Source organism: Komarekiella delphini-convector SJRDD-AB1, from assembly GCF_014831675.1.
Classification (GTDB): Bacteria; Cyanobacteriota; Cyanobacteriia; order Cyanobacteriales; family Nostocaceae; genus Komarekiella.
In genome coordinates, this window is sequence record NZ_VJXY01000037.1 from 26968 (window position 1) to 46518 (window position 19551).

At 41.8% G+C, this 19551-nt stretch carries 14 protein-coding genes; 7 read left to right on the plus strand and 7 right to left on the minus strand.

Annotated elements, in window-relative coordinates; translation table 11 throughout:
- Positions 1–131: 131 nt before the first annotated feature.
- Positions 132–920, plus strand: a complete 789-nt coding sequence (locus FNW02_RS26055; protein WP_191760388.1) for an ABC transporter permease — start codon at positions 132–134, stop codon at positions 918–920.
- A 197-nt stretch (positions 921–1117) separates the two neighbouring features.
- Here the strand turns inward: FNW02_RS26055 and FNW02_RS26060 are convergent, their stop codons facing one another.
- Positions 1118–2839 (minus strand): serine/threonine protein kinase, encoded by a 1722-nt coding sequence (locus FNW02_RS26060; RefSeq protein WP_191760426.1) that lies wholly within the window; start codon positions 2837–2839, stop codon positions 1118–1120.
- A gap of 116 nt (positions 2840–2955) precedes the next feature.
- Positions 2956–3792 (minus strand): alpha/beta fold hydrolase, encoded by an 837-nt coding sequence (locus FNW02_RS26065; RefSeq protein WP_191760427.1) that lies wholly within the window; start codon positions 3790–3792, stop codon positions 2956–2958.
- 389 nt (positions 3793–4181) lie between these two features.
- Here FNW02_RS26065 and FNW02_RS26075 point away from each other — a divergent pair, with 389 nt between their 5' ends.
- Entirely contained in the window at positions 4182–5714 is a 1533-nt protein-coding gene (locus FNW02_RS26075) for a SagB/ThcOx family dehydrogenase (RefSeq protein WP_191760428.1), read from the plus strand.
- Positions 5715–5914: 200 nt separating this feature from the next.
- Here FNW02_RS26075 and FNW02_RS26080 read toward each other — a convergent pair whose 3' ends face one another.
- The 4 genes from FNW02_RS26080 to FNW02_RS39650 form a co-directional block, all read right to left on the minus strand.
- Positions 5915–8524, minus strand: coding sequence for a DUF3769 domain-containing protein (locus FNW02_RS26080; protein ID WP_191760389.1), 2610 nt, complete (start codon positions 8522–8524; stop codon positions 5915–5917).
- A 360-nt stretch (positions 8525–8884) separates the two neighbouring features.
- Positions 8885–9001: a photosystem II reaction center protein I gene (locus FNW02_RS26085; protein WP_191760390.1), complete on the minus strand. Its 117-nt coding sequence runs from the start codon at positions 8999–9001 to the stop codon at positions 8885–8887.
- Positions 9002–9464: 463 nt separating this feature from the next.
- Positions 9465–10169 (minus strand): acyltransferase, encoded by a 705-nt coding sequence (locus FNW02_RS39835; protein ID WP_191760391.1) that lies wholly within the window; start codon positions 10167–10169, stop codon positions 9465–9467.
- A 651-nt stretch (positions 10170–10820) separates the two neighbouring features.
- Positions 10821–10949 carry a hypothetical protein gene (locus tag FNW02_RS39650; RefSeq protein WP_255515472.1) on the minus strand — a complete coding sequence of 43 codons (129 nt, stop codon included), beginning with the start codon at positions 10947–10949 and terminating at the stop codon, positions 10821–10823.
- A gap of 809 nt (positions 10950–11758) precedes the next feature.
- On the opposite strand from FNW02_RS39650, the gene FNW02_RS26095 reads away from it, so the two are divergent.
- Positions 11759–12082 carry a hypothetical protein gene (locus tag FNW02_RS26095; RefSeq protein ID WP_191760392.1) on the plus strand — a complete coding sequence of 108 codons (324 nt, stop codon included), beginning with the start codon at positions 11759–11761 and terminating at the stop codon, positions 12080–12082.
- A gap of 622 nt (positions 12083–12704) precedes the next feature.
- Positions 12705–15269: an alpha-glucan family phosphorylase gene (gene glgP / locus FNW02_RS26100; RefSeq protein WP_191760393.1), complete on the plus strand. Its 2565-nt coding sequence runs from the start codon at positions 12705–12707 to the stop codon at positions 15267–15269.
- A gap of 41 nt (positions 15270–15310) precedes the next feature.
- On the opposite strand, the gene FNW02_RS26105 is transcribed toward glgP, so the two are convergent.
- Positions 15311–16048, minus strand: coding sequence for a DUF429 domain-containing protein (locus tag FNW02_RS26105; protein WP_191760394.1), 738 nt, complete (start codon positions 16046–16048; stop codon positions 15311–15313).
- Positions 16049–16633: 585 nt separating this feature from the next.
- Between FNW02_RS26105 and trpS the strand changes: the two genes are divergently transcribed.
- The 3 genes from trpS (at position 16634) to FNW02_RS26120 (ending at position 19498) form a co-directional block, all read left to right on the plus strand.
- Positions 16634–17653, plus strand: coding sequence for a tryptophan--tRNA ligase (gene trpS / locus FNW02_RS26110; RefSeq protein WP_191760395.1), 1020 nt, complete (start codon positions 16634–16636; stop codon positions 17651–17653).
- Positions 17654–17713: 60 nt separating this feature from the next.
- Positions 17714–18643 carry a methylenetetrahydrofolate reductase gene (locus tag FNW02_RS26115; protein WP_191760396.1) on the plus strand — a complete coding sequence of 310 codons (930 nt, stop codon included), beginning with the start codon at positions 17714–17716 and terminating at the stop codon, positions 18641–18643.
- Between the two features lie 132 nt (positions 18644–18775).
- The gene (locus FNW02_RS26120) at positions 18776–19498 is read left to right on the plus strand and encodes a Uma2 family endonuclease (protein WP_191760397.1); all 723 of its coding nucleotides are present in this window, start codon (positions 18776–18778) and stop codon (positions 19496–19498) included.
- The last annotated feature ends 53 nt before the right edge of the window (positions 19499–19551 follow it).

Here is a 19551-nt window from a genome sequence, read left to right on the forward strand (position 1 = left end):
TTAGATCCCAGACTTCTTTGAGAAGTCGGGATCTGGATACCTAACAACATTCTCATGAGAGTTAGAGAGTTTTAATATTTTATACTAGGTTAACGATGAAACAATTATGTCCTCAAAAATACTTATAACAAATGAAACGCATAATTAAGAACATCTTAACTTTCTTGTCAGTATACTATGCCTATATGGTTGAGTATCGAGCAGAACTGATTTTATGGGTTTTGGCTGGATCTTTGCCAATTATCTTCATGGGTATTTGGATACAAGCGGCACAAGGCGGAGAGTTCGGTTTAACACCTGTAGATTTTGCTCGTTACTTTCTTACAGTTTTCGTTGTTAGGCAAATTACAGTTGCTTGGGTAATTTGGGATTTTGAAAGGGAAGTAATAGAAGGTAAGCTTTCACCCAAATTGTTACAACCAATAGATCCTGTGTGGCATCACGTGGCGTCTCATCTTTCCGAAAGATTGGCCCGAATACCATTTGTGTTGTTACTAATTACGTTATTTTTTTTACTATATCCTCAAGCTTTTTGGCTACCAAGTTTGGGGAAGTTTTTACTGTTTATATTGGCGGTGGCGCTAGCTTTTGTTTTGCGGTTTCTTATTCAACACACCTTAGCCATATTCGCCTTTTGGACAGAACGAGCTAGCGCTTTAGAAAATTTTTGGTTTTTGTTTTATATATTTTTGTCTGGAATTATTGCGCCTTTGAATGTCTTTCCAGAATCGGTGCGGGCAATAGTGCTGTTTACGCCTTTTCCCTATTTGATTGATTTTCCTGCAAGTCTTTTGGTGGGACTACCCGTAGATGTAGCACGGGGATTTTGGTCAATGGTAGGTTGGATATTAGTATTTTTAGGTGCGAATCGCTTACTGTGGCGTGCAGGATTGAAACGGTATTCTGGGATGGGAGCGTGAAAAATTAAAAATTAAATCAGAAATTCAGTTTTAATTCTTCACTGCCCAATTTTCGGGCGCGAGGCTGATTAATCGCTTGGTACTAATGTCTGCTGCTTTTGCCATAGAGAAGTGATGACCACTTTAGTAGTTTATAGCTAAAGAGGTGATCGCTTGGGGAACGATGTGTGTCTACTACTTTCTTTACGAAACTAAAGCTATAAATTACTTGGTACTGTTTTAAACCTTTCTGCTGAACCCAAAGAATAATCTTCTAACCTAAAATCAGCAAAAGGCTTCTCTTCTAACCTATTTCGTAGTGCTTCATCCAGAATTACATCTGCTGACTTTTGTTTGACACCAATAATTATAATACTTCGCTGATAGGCAGTTAAATCCTGGCTGGCTTGACAATTACTCCGCTGAAATTGACCCAAATTTAATAAGCGATAGCCTTTGATACTTGGTGTATTACTAAATAGTTTTTTTGCTAAAAATTGTATTTGTCGGGAACGTTCTAAAGCTATACGTTGTTCAACTCCTACATCACCTTTACAAGAAGCTGTACCTACAGAGATAATTTCACTAGGCTTTTTCATGATTTTCTGTATTTCTTCTTGTTCTATATTCAAGTTTAAAAGTTCCAGGCTAATAATTTGATCATTATATTTAACTTGAAAAGTGCTGCCTAAAAGCCATCTATATTCTACTGATAAAACAACTATATTAAATTCGGCAACTCTTCCCTGACTATCCCTACCTTTTTCATAAGGGAAATAATCAATCTTACCTTTTATTGTTGGAGATTGACCATAATTGGGATCTGAGGTTAACTTAGTGTGCCACAGTGTCAAAGCCATTATACTAACTAATCCTAAAGTTACTAGAAGCGCTGTAAAAATTGAAGCTAATGGCACTTTATCCAGTTGATTATGTTGGGGCAGTGAAGTTTTGTTAGTACTTATCAAAGTCAAATTTTCAGTCTTAAGACTCTCTTCTATATTCACAATTTCAACATTTATTTCTATTAATTGTTCTTCAATTTCTTCTAGGCGCTGCAAAATCTCTTCGGCATTGGCAGGACGGTTTCCTATCTCCAGCGTCATTAGCCAATCTATTAAATTCAAAAGCAAAGGTGAGATGTTTATAGCGTGATTTTGCCAGTGCAACAAATTGTAGTGAATATCATACATATCCAAGGGATGGTATCCCGTAAGTAAGAACACAAAGGTGCGTCCCAAAGCAAAGAAATCTGATTGTGGCACAGCTTGACCGCTCATTTGTTCTGGGGCGCTGTACCCAGATGACATAATTGCTGTCATACCTTTGCAGTTGCTAAGTTGAGTTGGGCAGGATTTAGCCATTTCTCTGGCAGTACCAAAGTCTATTAATACGAGTTCCCCCAAACTTTCTTTGGTAAGAGGACGAATTATGATATTGGATGGCTTAATATCTCGATGCAAATACTGCTGGCTATGGACTGAATCTAAAATTTTTAGTAACTGTTTTAACCAGGCTATAGCTTGTTTTTGGGAAATAGACTGCTGTTGCTTGAGCCACTGTTCTAAGTTAAGCCCGTCAATTTTTTCCATTGCAATGCAGTGCAACACCAAACCATTTCGGGTTTGATACTGGAAGTAACTATCCATGTTAGGAATGCCGGGATGATTCATTTTTCCTAGCACAGTTACCTCTTGTTGAAATAGTTCTACTGCTTCAGCCTTGCCTGATAGTTCCTCCTTGAGTACCTTGAGGATTTTAGGCGTATCTTGTTCGTATGCCTGATAAACTTTACTAAAACCTGTTTTGTCACTTAACAGGCGCATTACCCGATAGCGCCCTAATAATTCCAGCTGGGAACCACAACTTAAACAAAAGCGGTTTTGATCATTATCTTGGTGATTTGGTTTAGGGCAAACGGGATTGATACAAAGGCTCATGACTGGCTTATCCGTACTTGAAGGAGAGCGTAGACATATAGCGTCGTTAGACATCGCTCATCTTCATTCTTCTGTTCCCGTTCAGTAATCCCGTCCAAATAATAATGAGATTTTTCTCAACTTTGTTCTACTAAGAAAGCCGCTACAGTCCGGTTAAATGCTTCTGGTTGCGTCAAAAATGGCCAATGATTACCAGGAACTTGGCAGAGGCGTAAATTTTTTAGATAGGTTTTATAGGGTTGGAGTTGCCAAGATTGGCGGTTTAGACCGTGTTCTGGCTGCACGAAGAGAGCAGGAGTGTTAAGGGGAATTGTAAAACCAGGCACTTGCATGACTTCCTCAAAAATTCCATCGCGGGCAGCAAAAGTAAACTTGCTACCCCAACTACCATCGGGTTTTCGTTCTATTCCTGCAAGTAAAACTTGCTGCTGTAAAGGACTCCATCCTTGATATTGCTTTAACTGCTGCGCTTGTTGTTTTGCTTCCTCTTGACTGGCAAAAGGGCCCATGCTTTTAAGAAAAGGCAAGAAGCGATACAACATCGGAAAAGTTACCTTCAGAAAGCTAGGCATCTTCCAAATGAAAATCGGATCGACCAGAATCATACTCCGCAAACGTTCTGGATTTTTCCTTGCCCAGATAGCAGCTAATTTACCTGTCCATGAGTGACTGACAATATGAGCAAAAGACCATCCCAAATGATCCATTAGGGCTTCGAGATCTGCGATCGCACTCTCAAAACTATAATCTTTTATTGGCTTACTACTTTCACCATGACCGCGCATATCCGGCGCAACTATGTGGTAATCTGCCGCCAGGTAATCTCCCAAACTAGACCACACTAGGGCATGGTCAGCTAAACCATGCAACAGTAGTAAAGGTTCTTGACCTTGATTCCACTCTAAATAAGAAAATTGGATATCAGGTTTTGATAAAGTTTGACGTACAGGCATCATTGCAAGTCCACTCGTAGATATATAGCTTTGCGCTTATGGTACTGCGAAAAAACTCTCTTGCTGAATACGAGTCAACAGTCAACAGTCAACAGTCAACAGTTAACAGTAAACAGTCAACAGTCAACAGTCAACAGTCAACAGTTAACAGTCAATAGTAATTTAGTTATTTTCTCCCCAATCCTCAGTCAACAGTAATTTAGTTATTTTCTTCCCCAATCCCCATTGCCCCTTATCCCCAGAGGGGGCCCCGAGTTCCCCAATTCCCAGTTCATTCGTTACTTATCACCAATTTCATAGTTTGACGATTGTACTAATTGACACGAAATAATAAGGCTAATGAATGCCAAGATCAAAAAAAAGGACATCCCAAGGATATTGAAATTAATATGCCAGAAACACATCAATCAATTGCTCAGTATTACCACGAACGTACTAAATATGATCCTGAGACTCTTGCCTCTAAAAACCAGAGGTTAGACTGGGCTAAGCAGCCAGTACCTTTTAAAGAGTACAAAATTGGCTCTACTTTTGACCTCAAACCTTATATTCAAGAAAAACCAAAGGCATTTACTAATAACCAAGATGCTCAATGGTGGCAAAGATTATCACAATTGCTGTTTCGTAGTTATGGACTAACAGCAAGAATGCCTTCTATGGGAAGTGCGGTGTATTTACGAGCTGCTCCGAGTGCAGGCGGGTTATACCCTGCCGAGGTGTATGTAGTTTCCCGTGGAACACCGTTATTACCACCTGGGCTGTATAATTACCAGTGTCGGACTCATTCCCTGATGCATTATTGGGAAAGTGATGTATGGCAAACTCTACAGGCAGCCTGTTTCTGGCATCCTGCATTAGAAAATACTCAATTAGCAATTATTGTGACTGCGGTTTTCTATCGTTCAGCTTGGCGCTATGAAGATAGGGCATACCGTCGGATTTTTCTAGATACAGGACATCTGTTGGGTAATATCGAGTTAGCTGGCGCGATTACTGACTATCGGCCCCATTTAATCGGCGGCTTTGTCGATGAATCAGTAAATGATCTGCTTTATGTAGATCCGCAACAGGAAGGAGCGATCGCTGTTCTACCTCTGGCAGACTTGTTAGATATCAAACAAAATCTACCACTGGGATGTACTGCTTTACCTTCTGCCACCCAAACTAATTATCCGTCAATCCCTGATGGTGAATTACTGACATACTTTCATCAGCATACCCAGATCGAATCCGGAATAACGGGTAAGCTCAATTTACCAACGGTCAAACAAGAAAAATCTTTAGAGGATAAATATAATTTTCCTTTCTGTCTCAAAATTCCCACCGTCACCACACCCATGTATTGGGGAGAAAAGCTGTCAGAACTGGAAATTAACATGTACAAGCGACGTTCTACCCGCGCTTACAATGGTGATGATTTAACCTTTGATGAACTGAAGTCTTTACTTGATTTTACCTACCAGCCACAAAATTATATTGACCAAAGTTTAGATACTTCTCCAGATTACTTTGACCTCAATTTAATAGAGACATTTATTGCTGTCTGCGGGGTGAAAGGACTGGAGGCGGGATGCTATTACTACGCTCCTAAAGCGCAAGAATTGCGACAAATTCGGTTTAAAAACTTCCGACGGGAATTGCATTTTCTCTGCTTGGGGCAAGAATTAGGACGAGATGCAGCAGCAGTACTATTCCATACATCTGACCTGAAATCCGCGATCGCTCAGTACGGCGATCGCGTTTACCGTTATTTACATATGGATGCTGGTCATTTAGGGCAACGGCTAAATTTAGCTGCAACGCGCCTAAATCTTGGCGTCAGTGGTATCGGTGGCTTCTTTGATGACCAAGTAAATGAAGTTTTGGGTATTCCTACTGATGAGGCTGTTATTTACATTACGACATTGGGACGACCAAGATAAAACTAACCACAGAAAAAAATTTGGGCGGTGGCTGCCCTAGATACCAAAAGGGCGGTGAGACAGCGCTCATACGTGTCAACTTAAGCCCTAGCGAATGGAAAACTAATACCAATTCAATTAATGATTGCAACAAATCCTTTGGTAGAGACGTTGCATTGCAACGTCTCTACATGTTCTGTCTTTTGCACCCCCAACCCATATTAATTATCCTGTCGCACACCACCCACAACTGGCCTAACTTCAGAAAATGGATCTGTGCCCCCACTCCAGTTAAAGTCACTAATGCGGATGCTGAAACCGCCTAATTCCAGCACCGGATTGTATCGTAAAGTAATGCCATAGGTGCGGCGGCTATATTCTAAAAAGTAGTCAGTACTGCTCTCTCTACCTGTATCTAAGTTAACTGATGTCTGAAACCCTAAGCGAAATGGCCCATAAATTTGCTGCGAGATGCCAGCGCTTAGCACTTGGTTATCAACAGAGCGATCAAACAAAAAGGGCGATAATCCATTGTTGAAACCTTGGGAATAACTGATATTAAAGGCAGTATAGTCTAAGTACGGTCGAGAGAAATGACCAATTTGCCCTACCAAGCCAATTGTACCAATGAGGGTACTTTGGTTATCGCCATTGGTATAATAACTACTTGTGCCCGTGACACCCGCAACTGCTTGCAAGTAAGGAACAACGGGAGTGGCTGTGTATCGTAATCCCTCCGTAGCAGTTGGTGCTAATGGTTTTCCCTGCCACAGTAGCAGGCCACTATTGAGACTAACACTGGCTTGTACACGACCTAGGGAAATGCGATCATTTTCCCGGTCTGGTTCTAGCAAGTCGAGGCGATCGGTGTTGGCTTCAATGTACTGAGCGCCTCCTTGGTAACTGAGGTTGATACCGCTGTTACCTAAAGGAATTATTGGAGAGGCGATCACGCCGCCAAGACTACTCTGGACTGTTTGAAAACCTAAAGTGCCATTGTAGAGGCGATCGCGGTAACTATATTCTAAATTTAATATATGGGGATTGGGAGCGCCTAATGTCTGGCGCAATCGCAAACTTGCCCGTAAGTTCTCGTCCACCTTATTCAAGTCAAAACTAGTTAATTCCCCAGAACCCTGAAGTATAGCTGTTGGACTCAAAACAGCATTCAGTTTTGTTTTCGCACCCAAAAGCGCGGCTAAGTCACCAGTCCCTTCTTGTACAAGTTTTTGCACAAAAAATTGAGGCGTAATAGTCAAGCTTGCTTGATCTGTATTGATTAGTGAAAAACCACGCTCAAGAAACAAACCACCCCGCTTATCTCCATCAAAGCCAGGAGAAACGATTGCGGGGGTAACTTCCCGTTCCCGACGGTCGAGGGTCTGCTGATCTACTGGGATAGGTACGGTAAGATTTTGGTCAAATACTAAACGTTGCCGCTGCGTGGTGATCCGGTCTACTAAAGGCGCTTCTCTTGTTGCAGTAACTTTATCTGCGCGGATCTCTAGCTCTGGAGGTGAAAAGGGGTCATTGGTGATCCGCACATCCCTAGCTTGCCAGCCTCGCGGGTAGAAATCAATTTGTTGAGCTTCAAACCGCAGCCGATTTACTACACCCCCGGCTTTTGGTGGTGGGACGTTCCTAGCGTCTGGCTGACCACCTAACACAAAATCAATTCCTCCAGGACTGCTCACACCTGAAAGGGGTTGATTGGCTCTAATGCGATCGCTCGGCGGACGCCTTGGAACTCCACCCGCAGTTATATCTGTGCCAGAGAAAGCAAAATCTGTTTGCGCTGTGGGTACGTAAATCTCGCCCGCGCCATTATACAGCTCCCCACTATCTTGAATAAAGTTATAGGTAAAGCGTTGTCCCCGCAGCACTTGATCGCCCCTTGTCAAGGCTACATTGCCTTCGCCCACGGCAATTAAGTTGTCCAAATTGACTTGCAGGCGATCGGCATCCACAACTGCCCCATCAAATCGCACCACCACATTACCCTCGGCTGTAATAATTCGTCGTTGCTCGTCATACTCCTGCCGATCTGATGTTACTTCTACAACTCTTTGTACTGGTATGTTAGTAGGTGCTGATGTACCAGGTGGTTGATTTTGTAGCTGATTGGTATTGTCATCCGGCTTTACAGGAGTTGGCGTTTGCGTTTGTGGTATTTGCGAATTGAATTCTATGGTAATGGGCTTTGAAGGCTGGTTGGTCGGGTTGCGAGACTTGAATTCTACAGTATTTTTGACTACTTGAGAACTCGGTGTATTATCGACAGCAGTTCCAGAGAGAGTGATTTTTCTGGCAGACTGTTGTCTAGCAACATCATGCTGTTTGGATTGAGTTAATTTTTCAACTAAGACTTGCGCTTCTGGCTGATATGACTTCTTGCTGTTGGTGATGATTGGCGCAATTGGCGGCGCATCTGGGCTACTGTCTTCATGAGAATCAGAAGCTTTAACCTCCTGCATAGGATAACCAACTGTCAGTGGTTTTCCCAAAAGTGCAGCACTCTCAGAGGTACTGAGCGGGGAAAATTCTGGCGGAAAAGTTTCTGGGGTATTGGGTGCAGATAGGATTTCGGCAACTACCGAGTCATCTTGAGTTGCATTGATGGGAGTTGGCAGCCGATAACTTCCCGTGTTGCTCGCAGGTGCTAAATGAGGCAAATCCTTTTGCTGCTTAGATTTGTCTTTGTTTCCCTGCGTCCCAGCCTCAGCTTCTCCAACTGAGGGAAACTTTGCCTTACTAGCAGATGATATGGGATTTGCAGGTTGTAAAGGTTCGAGGAGGAGAGGCGGATCGGGCGGCAGAACTGGATGAAGCATACTTGAACATAATCGAGCTAACAAACAGCCAAGTGGCCACCGGAAGGATAAATATACAGACTTTGCCTTCCAACTTTCGCCTTCTGCCTACCTGCAACAAGCTATCCGAAGGAGGATACTGCATTGTGCAAAGAAGTTGGAGCGGCAAAAGCTGCTCCAAACTTTGGAGGATTCCTGAGCCACTGTATTGCTCTTGCCTTTGAGAGTTTTAGACGCCCAAATAATAATAAGTGACGTCTAGTTTTGGGCTAATCCCTTCTCACACTCCCAAAGAGAACTTGTGGAGTAGGAATAGCAAGTAAGTGTGGCGTCTAGGAGCTTCCGCCTTCAGTCGGCAGTCGCGGATTATTTGTCGTTTTTTTACTCTGCATCCCGGCGGCCTGGGTTACGAGCTGGATCGTTCGACAAAAATCCGAAGACGAAAATAGCCACAAACAAGGCAACAACAATATAAACAGCGATTTTTAAAGTCACCATAGAAATATCCCCAAGGGTGTCAAAAAGAAGCTTTCTCTCAATTTCTGCAATGCAGAAAAGATAGCTCCTTTATATTACCCAAATCTTGTCCCTTTTTTGGAGGACTCCGATGAGAGGAGAACCCTTCACTTCGCTCAAGAGTAAGCTTGGGTAACTATCTTGCAGTAACCCATAGGGTTTTAGTGTGTGCTTGGCTTTTGTTTGGGCGCTGTGCGTGGGTTGTCTAACTTGTAGATGCCTTTAACAAAGAAGTTGTGGACTAGTGACTCTTGTGACGTTAAATGACGATAGAGGTTTCCCAGTCTAGACATAAAGCAGCTTGTGTTTCAGACATCGCTGCTAGAACATAACACATTTAATATTCTGTGCCCAATTTTCATATAGTAGGGTGGGCATTACAATGCCCACCCTACAAGCAAAGAAGTATTTACTGTCGTCTACTCTCTTGAAAACCTTTGTAAGTCTACGATTTCTCAGCCTGGAGTTTTGCCATATCTTTACTAATTCGGCTTTTGATAACTTTCGCAGGTAAACCTACAGCTACAGAGAAGGGAGGAATATCTTTATTAACAACTGCTCCAGCACCAATAACACTACCCTTGCCGATAGTAACGCCATCTAATACTGTTACTCCGTGCCCTAGCCAACAGTCATCCTCAATCACAATTCCTTTGCGAGTAACACCTTGGTATTTAATAGGCTCTATTGGATCTGCAAAATTGTGATTATTGGCATATATTCCTGAGTGGGCAGCAATCATACAGTGCTTACCAATTTTAATGTCTCCTGGCCCCTCAATACAAACGTCTGGCCCGATGAAGGTGTCATCATCAATGTGTATACAAGTGTCTTCCAAACACCCTATATCAACATTCCGCTCGATCGCTACTCCATTTCCCAGAATAACTTTATTATTTTGGTGTCCTTTTCCATCTACCCTTACACCTTTGAAAATATATACACCATTGCCGATTTCAATACAAGAAGTTCCCATAAACTCTACGCCATTTTGAATATAAACAGGGCTACCTACCTGAGCAAAAATACTACGATATCCCAAATTGCGTAACTTTGCTCCTAGAGCAATACTAGGAATCTCTCCTAACAAAGTGGTGACTAAAACTTCTTGCAGGCGTTGCCATTTTGAGGAATTGTTCTTGTGGTTCATGGCTACATACTCTCAATAAATTTCTGCTGGCAGTATTGAACAATTTTTCTATCAATAGCTTTTCTGCTAATACTATTTGTCTTAGTATTTTTAACCTATAACTTTGGTTAGCAGTTACAAAAAATCCCAATATATTTAGATGGTTTTCTAAACATTTAGAAAACCAATAAGTCAAGGTTTGACTAGATGAGAAATTCTCTACTTCAATGTTGTTTAATTTCTCAATTAGTATGCATAATTGCCTAGAAGTGCCAGAAACTCTCGTACCAGTATTTTTATAGCAAGGTACGCAACAATATTGTTTCTTAATGACCAGACAAAATTAACAAAGCAATATTAGTAGATTGCAAGGACAAACCTTGGACTATTAAATTTTCAAATGGGAAAATTTTTGATTGAGACAAGCTATTGTTTCGCTTTTCCGTAAAATTTGAAAAGCTTATTATACAACTACCTATAAAATTATTCGCCTTGATAGTACTTTCTATTAGGTTGTTTTAGTCTTTTAAAACAACTCAGTTCAACAAGCTATTTTTCAACAACAGTACATCTATCTAGACTATTTCAAAGACCAAAGAAAATTACTGTCTAGCATCACAATGTAACTATTGTTGGATTTTTATAGGTGTTTTTGCCGAAATAAAAACTAAATTAAGGTGGATTATCTCCCACTTCAGCCATCACATTAAAGTTAACCATCGGTGCAAACAAGTAAGCGCTTCCCCGACTGCTATGACGGCTTTCTTGCAACGAATTTCTAGAGTATGCTGCTCCAATCATGTTGCACACTGATGATTTACAAACTAACCAAATCACGCTTGTAATTACATGAATGGCTTTTAATAACAAGTTGTTTTTAACGATAACACATTTTATTTTTAATGGAGCAATCTTAAAAATTTAAGTTGATTTCAATATTGCTTATGTATAAAAAACAATAGTTAAATAAATTTTTAACTCTGGCGATCGCAATCATAAAATAATTTTATATTTACAAATAAAAACATTGAAATATTCTATCTTCTAACTTAATTATTGTCTAATCAGATACAGATACTATTGGTTTAACTTTATTAATTGATGTAGAAACGCGAAAACTCAGATAAATTTGTATAAAACCAGTAATTGTGAGCCAATCAAGGCGATCGCTGACCAAGTTACAACCTGATACAGTCAGTACTTACGTATAGTTTACTAAAATCTCATGCCATAAGTCGATGAAAAAAATAAAAGTGAAAGCTATTTAGATAGAGCGGTTTCATAGCTTGTTTTGTCTATATTTTTAGTGCTGTTTATGCAAGCAATTCACTGATTCCACGTTACACTCAAAATGATATTTACGATACTTTTCACATCTTTATTATCAAAAAGCCAAAAAGGTAAAAGTTTTCGCTTTCTTATTATGCATATTTGACAATTTGTAAATCACCCGATCGGATGAGCCAAGCGGGTGATGTGTGCTTGGCACTGCCCATTATAGATTTTATTTAGAGGAAACTTAGACACATCTTAACTTCCAAGAGAAGTCTACAAAATAAAAAATACTCAAATCTAGGTATCGGTTTCAACTCACAAACTTGGTTTAAATTATGGTTTTAATTAAAGAAATTGTACAAGAAGCTCTAACTACAGGCTATCTAAGCGTTGTAGCCGAAGACCAGATGCGAGTGCTTATTCAAACTAATTATGATTCAGAAGACCTAGATGCCTGGATCATCTTGCAGCGAGCCGTTGTTACAGGTGATGTTAAACAAGAGTCGCGTCGAAAAAAACCTTCTCTCTCTTCTAAAGGTAAAAACGCTTCATCAAATCTCAGACTTGCTTATCAAATAGCAGCAGAGATTGCTGGTGCAGCAGCTATGGCTCTGACTATGCCAAAAAATAGCAAAGATCAACCTTCATTAGGTGCATAAAAGATTACATAAATAAGCTATTTTACTGAAGTAAGATTGAGCTTTGAATACTAGCCGTTTCACAATACAATGTATTTTTCTTAGTGTATTGAGTCTTAGTGGTTAAAAAGTTAATTTTTTAACCATTAAGGCACTCAGGTGAAAATCCCAAAATTCGAGAAATTTTTTGGGTTTTTTAGCTGTATTGAAAAAGCTAGTCCCATAAGCTTCTTCTCTAATACCTTTATTTAATCAAATATAATTTTCTTAAAAAATAATTAAAAATTTAACTTTTGACTGAAGTAGCAATCGACTGCTATCAACTTCAAATAAAATTCTATTGAGCTTTTGAGCTAGGTATCTCTCCACTAGCAATTGCCAATATAAATCTCAAATAAATATAAAGATTTATTTGAGTGTTAAATGTTACCAAATTATTAAATTTAAATATAAAAAGCATATAGCTGAGGGTAACGCATAGAACTATAAACACCCTTGGTGTAAACTATAGCAACGAGGAGAAGAATAATTCTCAATGCTTAACAAAGTCATAATATCCTCACAAACACAGTATAAAGAATTGGCAACATTGGGTAAAGACAGTAAACAATAACCTTAGCTAAACTTGGAGTTTTGCCAACCTATGCAGCCAATTCGTACATTTAACGTATCCCCTTCACTTCCGCCGCGACTCGAACCGCTGCGGCGGCTGGCATATAACTTGCACTGGGATTGGAACGTTGAAACTAAAGATTTATTTCGCCGCTTAGACCCCGATCTATGGGAGTCTAGCCGTCATAACCCAGTGTTAATGCTGGGTACTATCTCTCAAGCAAGGCTTTTGGAAGTTGTCGAAGATGAAGGCTTCCTCGCGCAAATGGATCGAGCTGACCGTCAGTTAGAAGATTATTTGCAAGAGCGCACCTGGTATCAGAAACAACGAGGACAGACGCCAAAAGAATGCTACGCATATTTTTCGGCTGAATTTGGACTTGTAGATTGTTTGCCCGTTTATTCTGGAGGTTTGGGCGTTCTGGCAGGGGATCACCTCAAATCAGCCAGTGATTTGGGGCTACCGTTAGTTGGTGTAGGTTTACTGTACCAGCAAGGCTACTTTGCTCAGTATTTAAATGCCGATGGTTGGCAACAGGAACGTTATCCAATTAACGATTTCTATAATATGCCCCTACATCTGGAGCGCAATCCCGATGGTTCAGAATTGCGGATTGCAGTAGATTATCCAGGACGTAAGGTATATGCCAGAGTTTGGCGCGTACAGGTGGGAACTGTGCCGCTATATCTGATGGATACTAACATTGAACCCAACAAAGCTTACGACCACGACATCACAGATCAACTGTATGGTGGCGACATTGACATGCGTATCCATCAGGAAATCATGCTGGGGATCGGTGGTGTGCAAATGCTCAAAGCTTTGGGGCTGAAAGTCACCGCCTACCACATGAATGAAGGTCACGCGGCCTTCTCCGCTCTGGAGCGTATCCGCCTCCTGATCCAAGAAGAGGGGTTGAGTTATGCTCAAGCTAAACAAGTGGTGGCTTCCAGTAATATCTTTACCACCCACACGCCAGTACCAGCTGGAATTGACTTGTTTGCTCCCGATAAGATGCTGTACTACCTGGGGTACTATGCAGACATCTTTGACTTACCCAAAGAGCAATTTTTAGGGTTGGGGCGTGAGAATACAGGTGATTTATCTGGGCCTTTCAGTATGGCGGTACTGGCTCTGAAAATGGCGACATTTTCTAACGGTGTAGCGCAGCTACATGGTGTAGTGTCGCGGCAAATGTTTCAGGGCTTATGGCAGAAAGTGCCAGTAGAGGAAGTGCCAATTGCCGCAATTACCAACGGTGTACATGCTCGTAGTTGTGTCGCCAAATCAACTCAAGAGTTGTATGATCGCTATTTAGGGCCAAATTGGTCATCAGCACCACCAGATAGCCCATTGTGGGATCGAATGGAAGCTATTCCTGATGAAGAGTTGTGGCGGAATCACGAACGCTGCCGACTAGACATGATTTTGTACGTGCGGGAGCATTTGGTCAAGCATTTGCGCGATCGCGGTGCTTCTGCCTCAGAAATCGTTCAAGCACAAGAAGTTTTAGATCCTTACGTTTTAACTATTGGTTTTGCCCGTCGCTTTGCCACTTACAAACGTGCTACCCTGTGGATGCGCGATTTGGAACGCATCAAGCGGCTTTTACTAGGCAACAAAGACCGAAAAGTACAATTTGTGATCGCCGGTAAGGCACACCCCAAGGATATTCCAGGGAAAGAACTTATCCGCGACATCAATCACTTCATCCACGAACAACACTTAGAAAAACAAGTGGTGTTTGTTCCCAATTACGATATTCACATCTCCCGGTTGATGGTAGCAGGTTGTGATATCTGGTTAAACACACCACGTCGTCCACGGGAAGCCTCTGGTACCAGTGGGATGAAAGCAGCAATGAACGGATTGCCGAATTTAAGTGTACTAGATGGTTGGTGGGATGAAGCTGATTACGTCCGCACGGGTTGGGCGATTGGTCACGGAGAGAATTACGACGATCCCAATTACCAGGATGAAGTAGAAGCAAATGCTCTCTACGAATTGCTGGAAAAGGAAGTTGTACCGCTATTTTATGAGCATCGGGATAGTGATGGCTTACCTCGTCCGTGGGTAGCTAAAATGAAGGATGCAATTCGGTTGAATTGTCCCTTCTTTAATACAGCGCGGATGGTAGGAGAATATGCTGGGCGGGCTTATTTCCCAGCCAGCGATCGCTATCATACCTTGACCGTTGATAACTATGCCCCGGCTAAAGAACTAGCTGCTTGGAAAGCAAAATTGGGCGAACACTGGTTCAACATCAAAATCAAAGATATTGACGTATCAGCAGCTTCGGAGATTGAAGTTAATCAAACTGTTGGCGTCAAAGCTAAGGTTGACTTGGCAACTTTAACGAATAATGATGTGCAGGTGGAACTATATCAGGGTGCGATCGATGCCAATGGTGACATTGTTAATGCCCTACCCGTGGTCATGGATTATCAAGGAGAGGATACACAAGGATTAAGCATTTACACGGCTGATATCATTTATACCACCTCTGGTTTGCAAGGCTTGTCTTTGCGTGTATTGCCGAAAAATCAACACTTAGCTAATCCTTATGAACCAAGGTTAATTGCTTGGGCAGAGTAAGAGGGCTAAGTGCTGAGTTGTTATTTAACTCTCAGTACTCATTACTCGGAACTCAGCACTGATTTGGGGATGACAATGTAACCAGTGGTGCGATCACCTAATACTAAGTTACGTTGCTCTCCCCAATACCACCAGTGTGCTGCTACATAAGCGCAGATCAGACTATCTAGTTTGTCTTCAACAGCTTTGAAAGCAGCACCATTAGTAGGAATTTCAGGAAGAATCAAACTGCTAAGGCATAAAAAAGGTTCGAGGGTGGGTAGGATATTAAAAATGTAATTGTAGAGTTTGATTAATTCTAAGCGACGCTCACCTAGGCGTCCTTTTTTATATTTGAGGATGCGTTCTAAGCCGAATAAATTAACTATAGCGGGATGAGGAAATACTTCTATTTGATATCTGCCAAGTTTTTGCACTTCGATAATTGGTGCATGTATAAAACCACGAGATTCTAATTCTAAGCCAAAGTTAACAGTGCGTTCTGCAAAGGCTAAATTCTGATTAGCTGGGTAACATCCCGCGTGATATTTGCCAAAGTGCTTGTGGCTGAGTTTGTCTGGGAGGCGGCTCCCGGTAGCGTTGGGGATAAGGGTAGGTGCATCTACAGCAATAATGGCTGGTTCCTCTGGTTGTACGCATGTATCGAGCCATCTGAGGATATCTGCAATAGCTTCTTTACGATCTAGATCTAGTAGTTGCAGTTGTTTATCTGTCCATTCTAAGCAGCATAGTCCACTTGGCTGGGATTTCCACCCTAAGTCAATGCCAATAAATTTCATTACTGTAAACCTAAATGTGCGCTAATTATCGCACTTTTTTTGGAGGTAAAAAAATTACCCTTTTACCTAACGCTACTCCTTTTTGAATCAATTAGCGGAATTCTGTCGCTGGATAATCATTGCAGAGATGATTGCTAAATTACACTAATCCTAGTCTTCCTCAGTTTCTATACGGATATTGCGATCGCAGCAAATCTAAATTCCTAATTACTTAGCAGTATTACCGCTACTGTAATTAAACTCAATAGACATCTCAAGATGTAGAGACGTAGCACTGTTACGTCTCGACAACGATTTTGGGTAATACATAATTAATTTCTGGAGATTTCTAATGGCGGATTTGTGGAGTGTAAACCTGCCAGTTTCCTGCCTCCCAAACTAAACAGCGAGTTGCCCTAGAAAATGTCAAAATTAAATGAGTTTTGCGTAGGCGCTTCCTCTTGCAAAGAAGCAAGTTACGTGGAGAGAAGTCTGAACGGAGTTTCCTCCAATTAGAACTTCGGGAGTATCTCGTACAGAGGTGACTTGTCGCCAGACATCGCCACTTTACATAGCGCGGATTTAAGATAACTAAAGTTGAAATTTATGGGCAAGCAGCGTGTTCTTTCTGGAGTTCAACCAACGGGCAATTATCATTTAGGTAACTATTTGGGAGCTATTCGCAACTGGGTAGAAGGCCAGAGCGAATACGAAAATTATCTTTTCGTAGCTGATTTACACGCGATTACAGTCCCACAAGTGCCATACGACTCAACACGCTTGGCATCCGATACCTACACCCTCGTTGCGCTTTATCTAGCTTGTGGTCTTGATTTAGATCATTCCACCATTTTTGTGCAATCCCACGTTTCCGCCCACAGTGAACTCACCTGGTTGCTCAACTGTATTACCCCTCTAAACTGGCTTGAAGACATGATCCAGTTTAAGGAAAAGGCTGTCAAACAGGGAGAAAATGTAAATGTCGGTTTGTTAGACTACCCTGTGCTGATGGCCGCTGATATTTTGCTTTACCAAGCCGATAAAGTACCAGTAGGTGAAGACCAAAAGCAACACTTGGAATTGACACGGGATATTGCAGCTCGGTTTAATCATCAATTTGGCAAACCAGATCAGCCAGTGTTGAAGTTACCAGATCCTTTGATCCGTAAGGAAGGGGCAAGGGTGATGAGTTTGGCGGATGGTACGCGCAAAATGTCAAAGTCCGATCCTTCTGACTTAAGCCGGATTAATTTACTTGATCCACCAGACCAAATTCAATACAAAATTAAACGATGTAAAACTGATCCAATTCGTGGTCTAACTTTTGATGACCCAGAGCGCCCAGAGTGTAATAACTTGTTAACACTGTATATGTTGCTTTCTGGTAAAGCCAAGGAAGAGGTAGCAGCCCAATGCCAGGATATGGGCTGGGGACAATTCAAGCCATTGTTGACAGACACGCTCATTGAATCCCTGAAACCAATACAAGAAAAATATCAAGCAATAACAGAGGACAAAGGCTATCTAGAGTCTGTGTTGCGTGATGGACGGCAAAAAGCCCAGGCGATTGCTAACCAAACTCTGGCACAAGTGAAAGCTGCTTTAGGTTATTCTGTGCCTCTGTGAGGTTTCACTTTCTGGTGCTATATGTTATGGGTGTATCCAGAGTCAGAAATACTCAATGTTATGCTTGATACGCAAAAACCAACTTATTTGACTGCCTTCCAAACAGCTGCGAAAGAAGGCAAATTCCTGATTACTGCCGAGGTTGCACCGCCAAAAGGTGGTAATCCAGAGCACATGATATCAATGGCGGCGACCCTTAAGGGGAGGGTTCATGCCGTCAATATTACCGATGGTAGCCGCGCAGTGCTACGGATGTCTTCATTGATAGCTTCGGCAATTTTATTACAAAACGGGATCGAGCCGATTTGTCAGATTGCCTGCCGCGATCGCAACCGCATTGGTCTGCAAGCTGACCTAATGGGCGCTCATGCTTTAGGTGTCTATAACATCCTAGCCTTGACTGGCGACCCAGTAAAAGCAGGCGATCACCCGGATGCCAAAGCCGTCTTCGACTTAGAAGCTGTACGATTACTACAACTGATTCGGAAGATGAATCAGGGTATTGATTGCAACGAAAAACCTCTAACTGATGGAGCACTGGAATTATTTGCTGGTGCAGCAGTAGATCCGCAATGTGCCAGTTGGTCAGGTTTACAAAGTCGATTTGAACGCAAAATCGAAGCCGGAGCGCAGTTTTTCCAAAGTCAATTGATCACAGATTTCGAGCGACTAGAAAAGTTCATGGATAAAATTGCAGCTGGTTATAAAAAACCGATTTTGGCTGGAATTTTTCTGTTGAAATCTGCAAAAAATGCCCAGTTTATTAATAGGTGCGTTCCGGGTGTAAATATACCAGAGCACATTATTGATAGATTGGCACAGGCAAAAGATCCGCTGGAAGAAGGCATGCAAATTGCCGCCGAGCAAGTACAAATAGCACGACAATTGTGTCAAGGTGTCCACATGATGGCGGTGAAGCGAGAAGATTTGATTGCGCCAATTTTAGATTTAGCTGGAGTTGCGCCAGTTAATCAAATGGTATCAATCTAAATTAGGTGAACTATGCCTACGATGGTCTACGCCAACTCATTTTTGATCTGATTGGGGAGAGGGCGATCGCCCCTCTCCCACCTTTCAAAAGCTAAACTAGAAAACAACCCTTACTCCTGCAAAGGTAATCTTATGACCTCTGCAATCAATCCACCCACCGATCTCACTCCTTTCCCAGATCATACGCAGCTACCGGAATCAGACGGTACATTCGTGAAAAACTTCCAGGAACATCCGCAAAGCATTCTACTAACAGACTCGATTAAACCAATATTGCAAAAACGTCACCCCGATGGGCAATACTGTATTGGTCAAGATAGTGGTATCTACTGGCGCATGACTGACCCACCAGAAAAAGGCGCAGAAGCACCGGATTGGTTTTATGTTGGGAATGTACCGCCTTTGCTGGATGGACAAACACGAAGGTCTTATGTACTGTGGCGAGAGTTTATTGCACCGCTGATTGCTTTAGAATTTGTCTCTGGGGATGGTATTGAAGAAAGAGACAAAACTCCTTGGAAGGGGAAATTTTGGATTTATGAGCAAGTGATTCATCCGGCTTTTTATGGCATTTATGAAGTGAGTAAAGCCAGCGTGGAAGTCTATGAATTAATTGGTGGACAATATCAGTTATTAGCAGCAAATGAACGCGGGCATTATCCCATACATCCTTTAGGTGTTGAATTAGGTATATGGCAGGGAGAATATCAGAATATGGAATTACCCTGGCTGCGCTGGTGGGATTTGCAAGGTAATTTGTTGTTGACTGGAGAGGAAAGAGCAGAACAAGAACGCCAACGAGCTGATCGCCTAACTGCACAATTGCGATCGCTCGGTGTTGAACCAGAAGCCTAGATTGGCTGATTGGTATGAGAAAAACCCCTGTTGATTTGTACCGTATGGGAAAT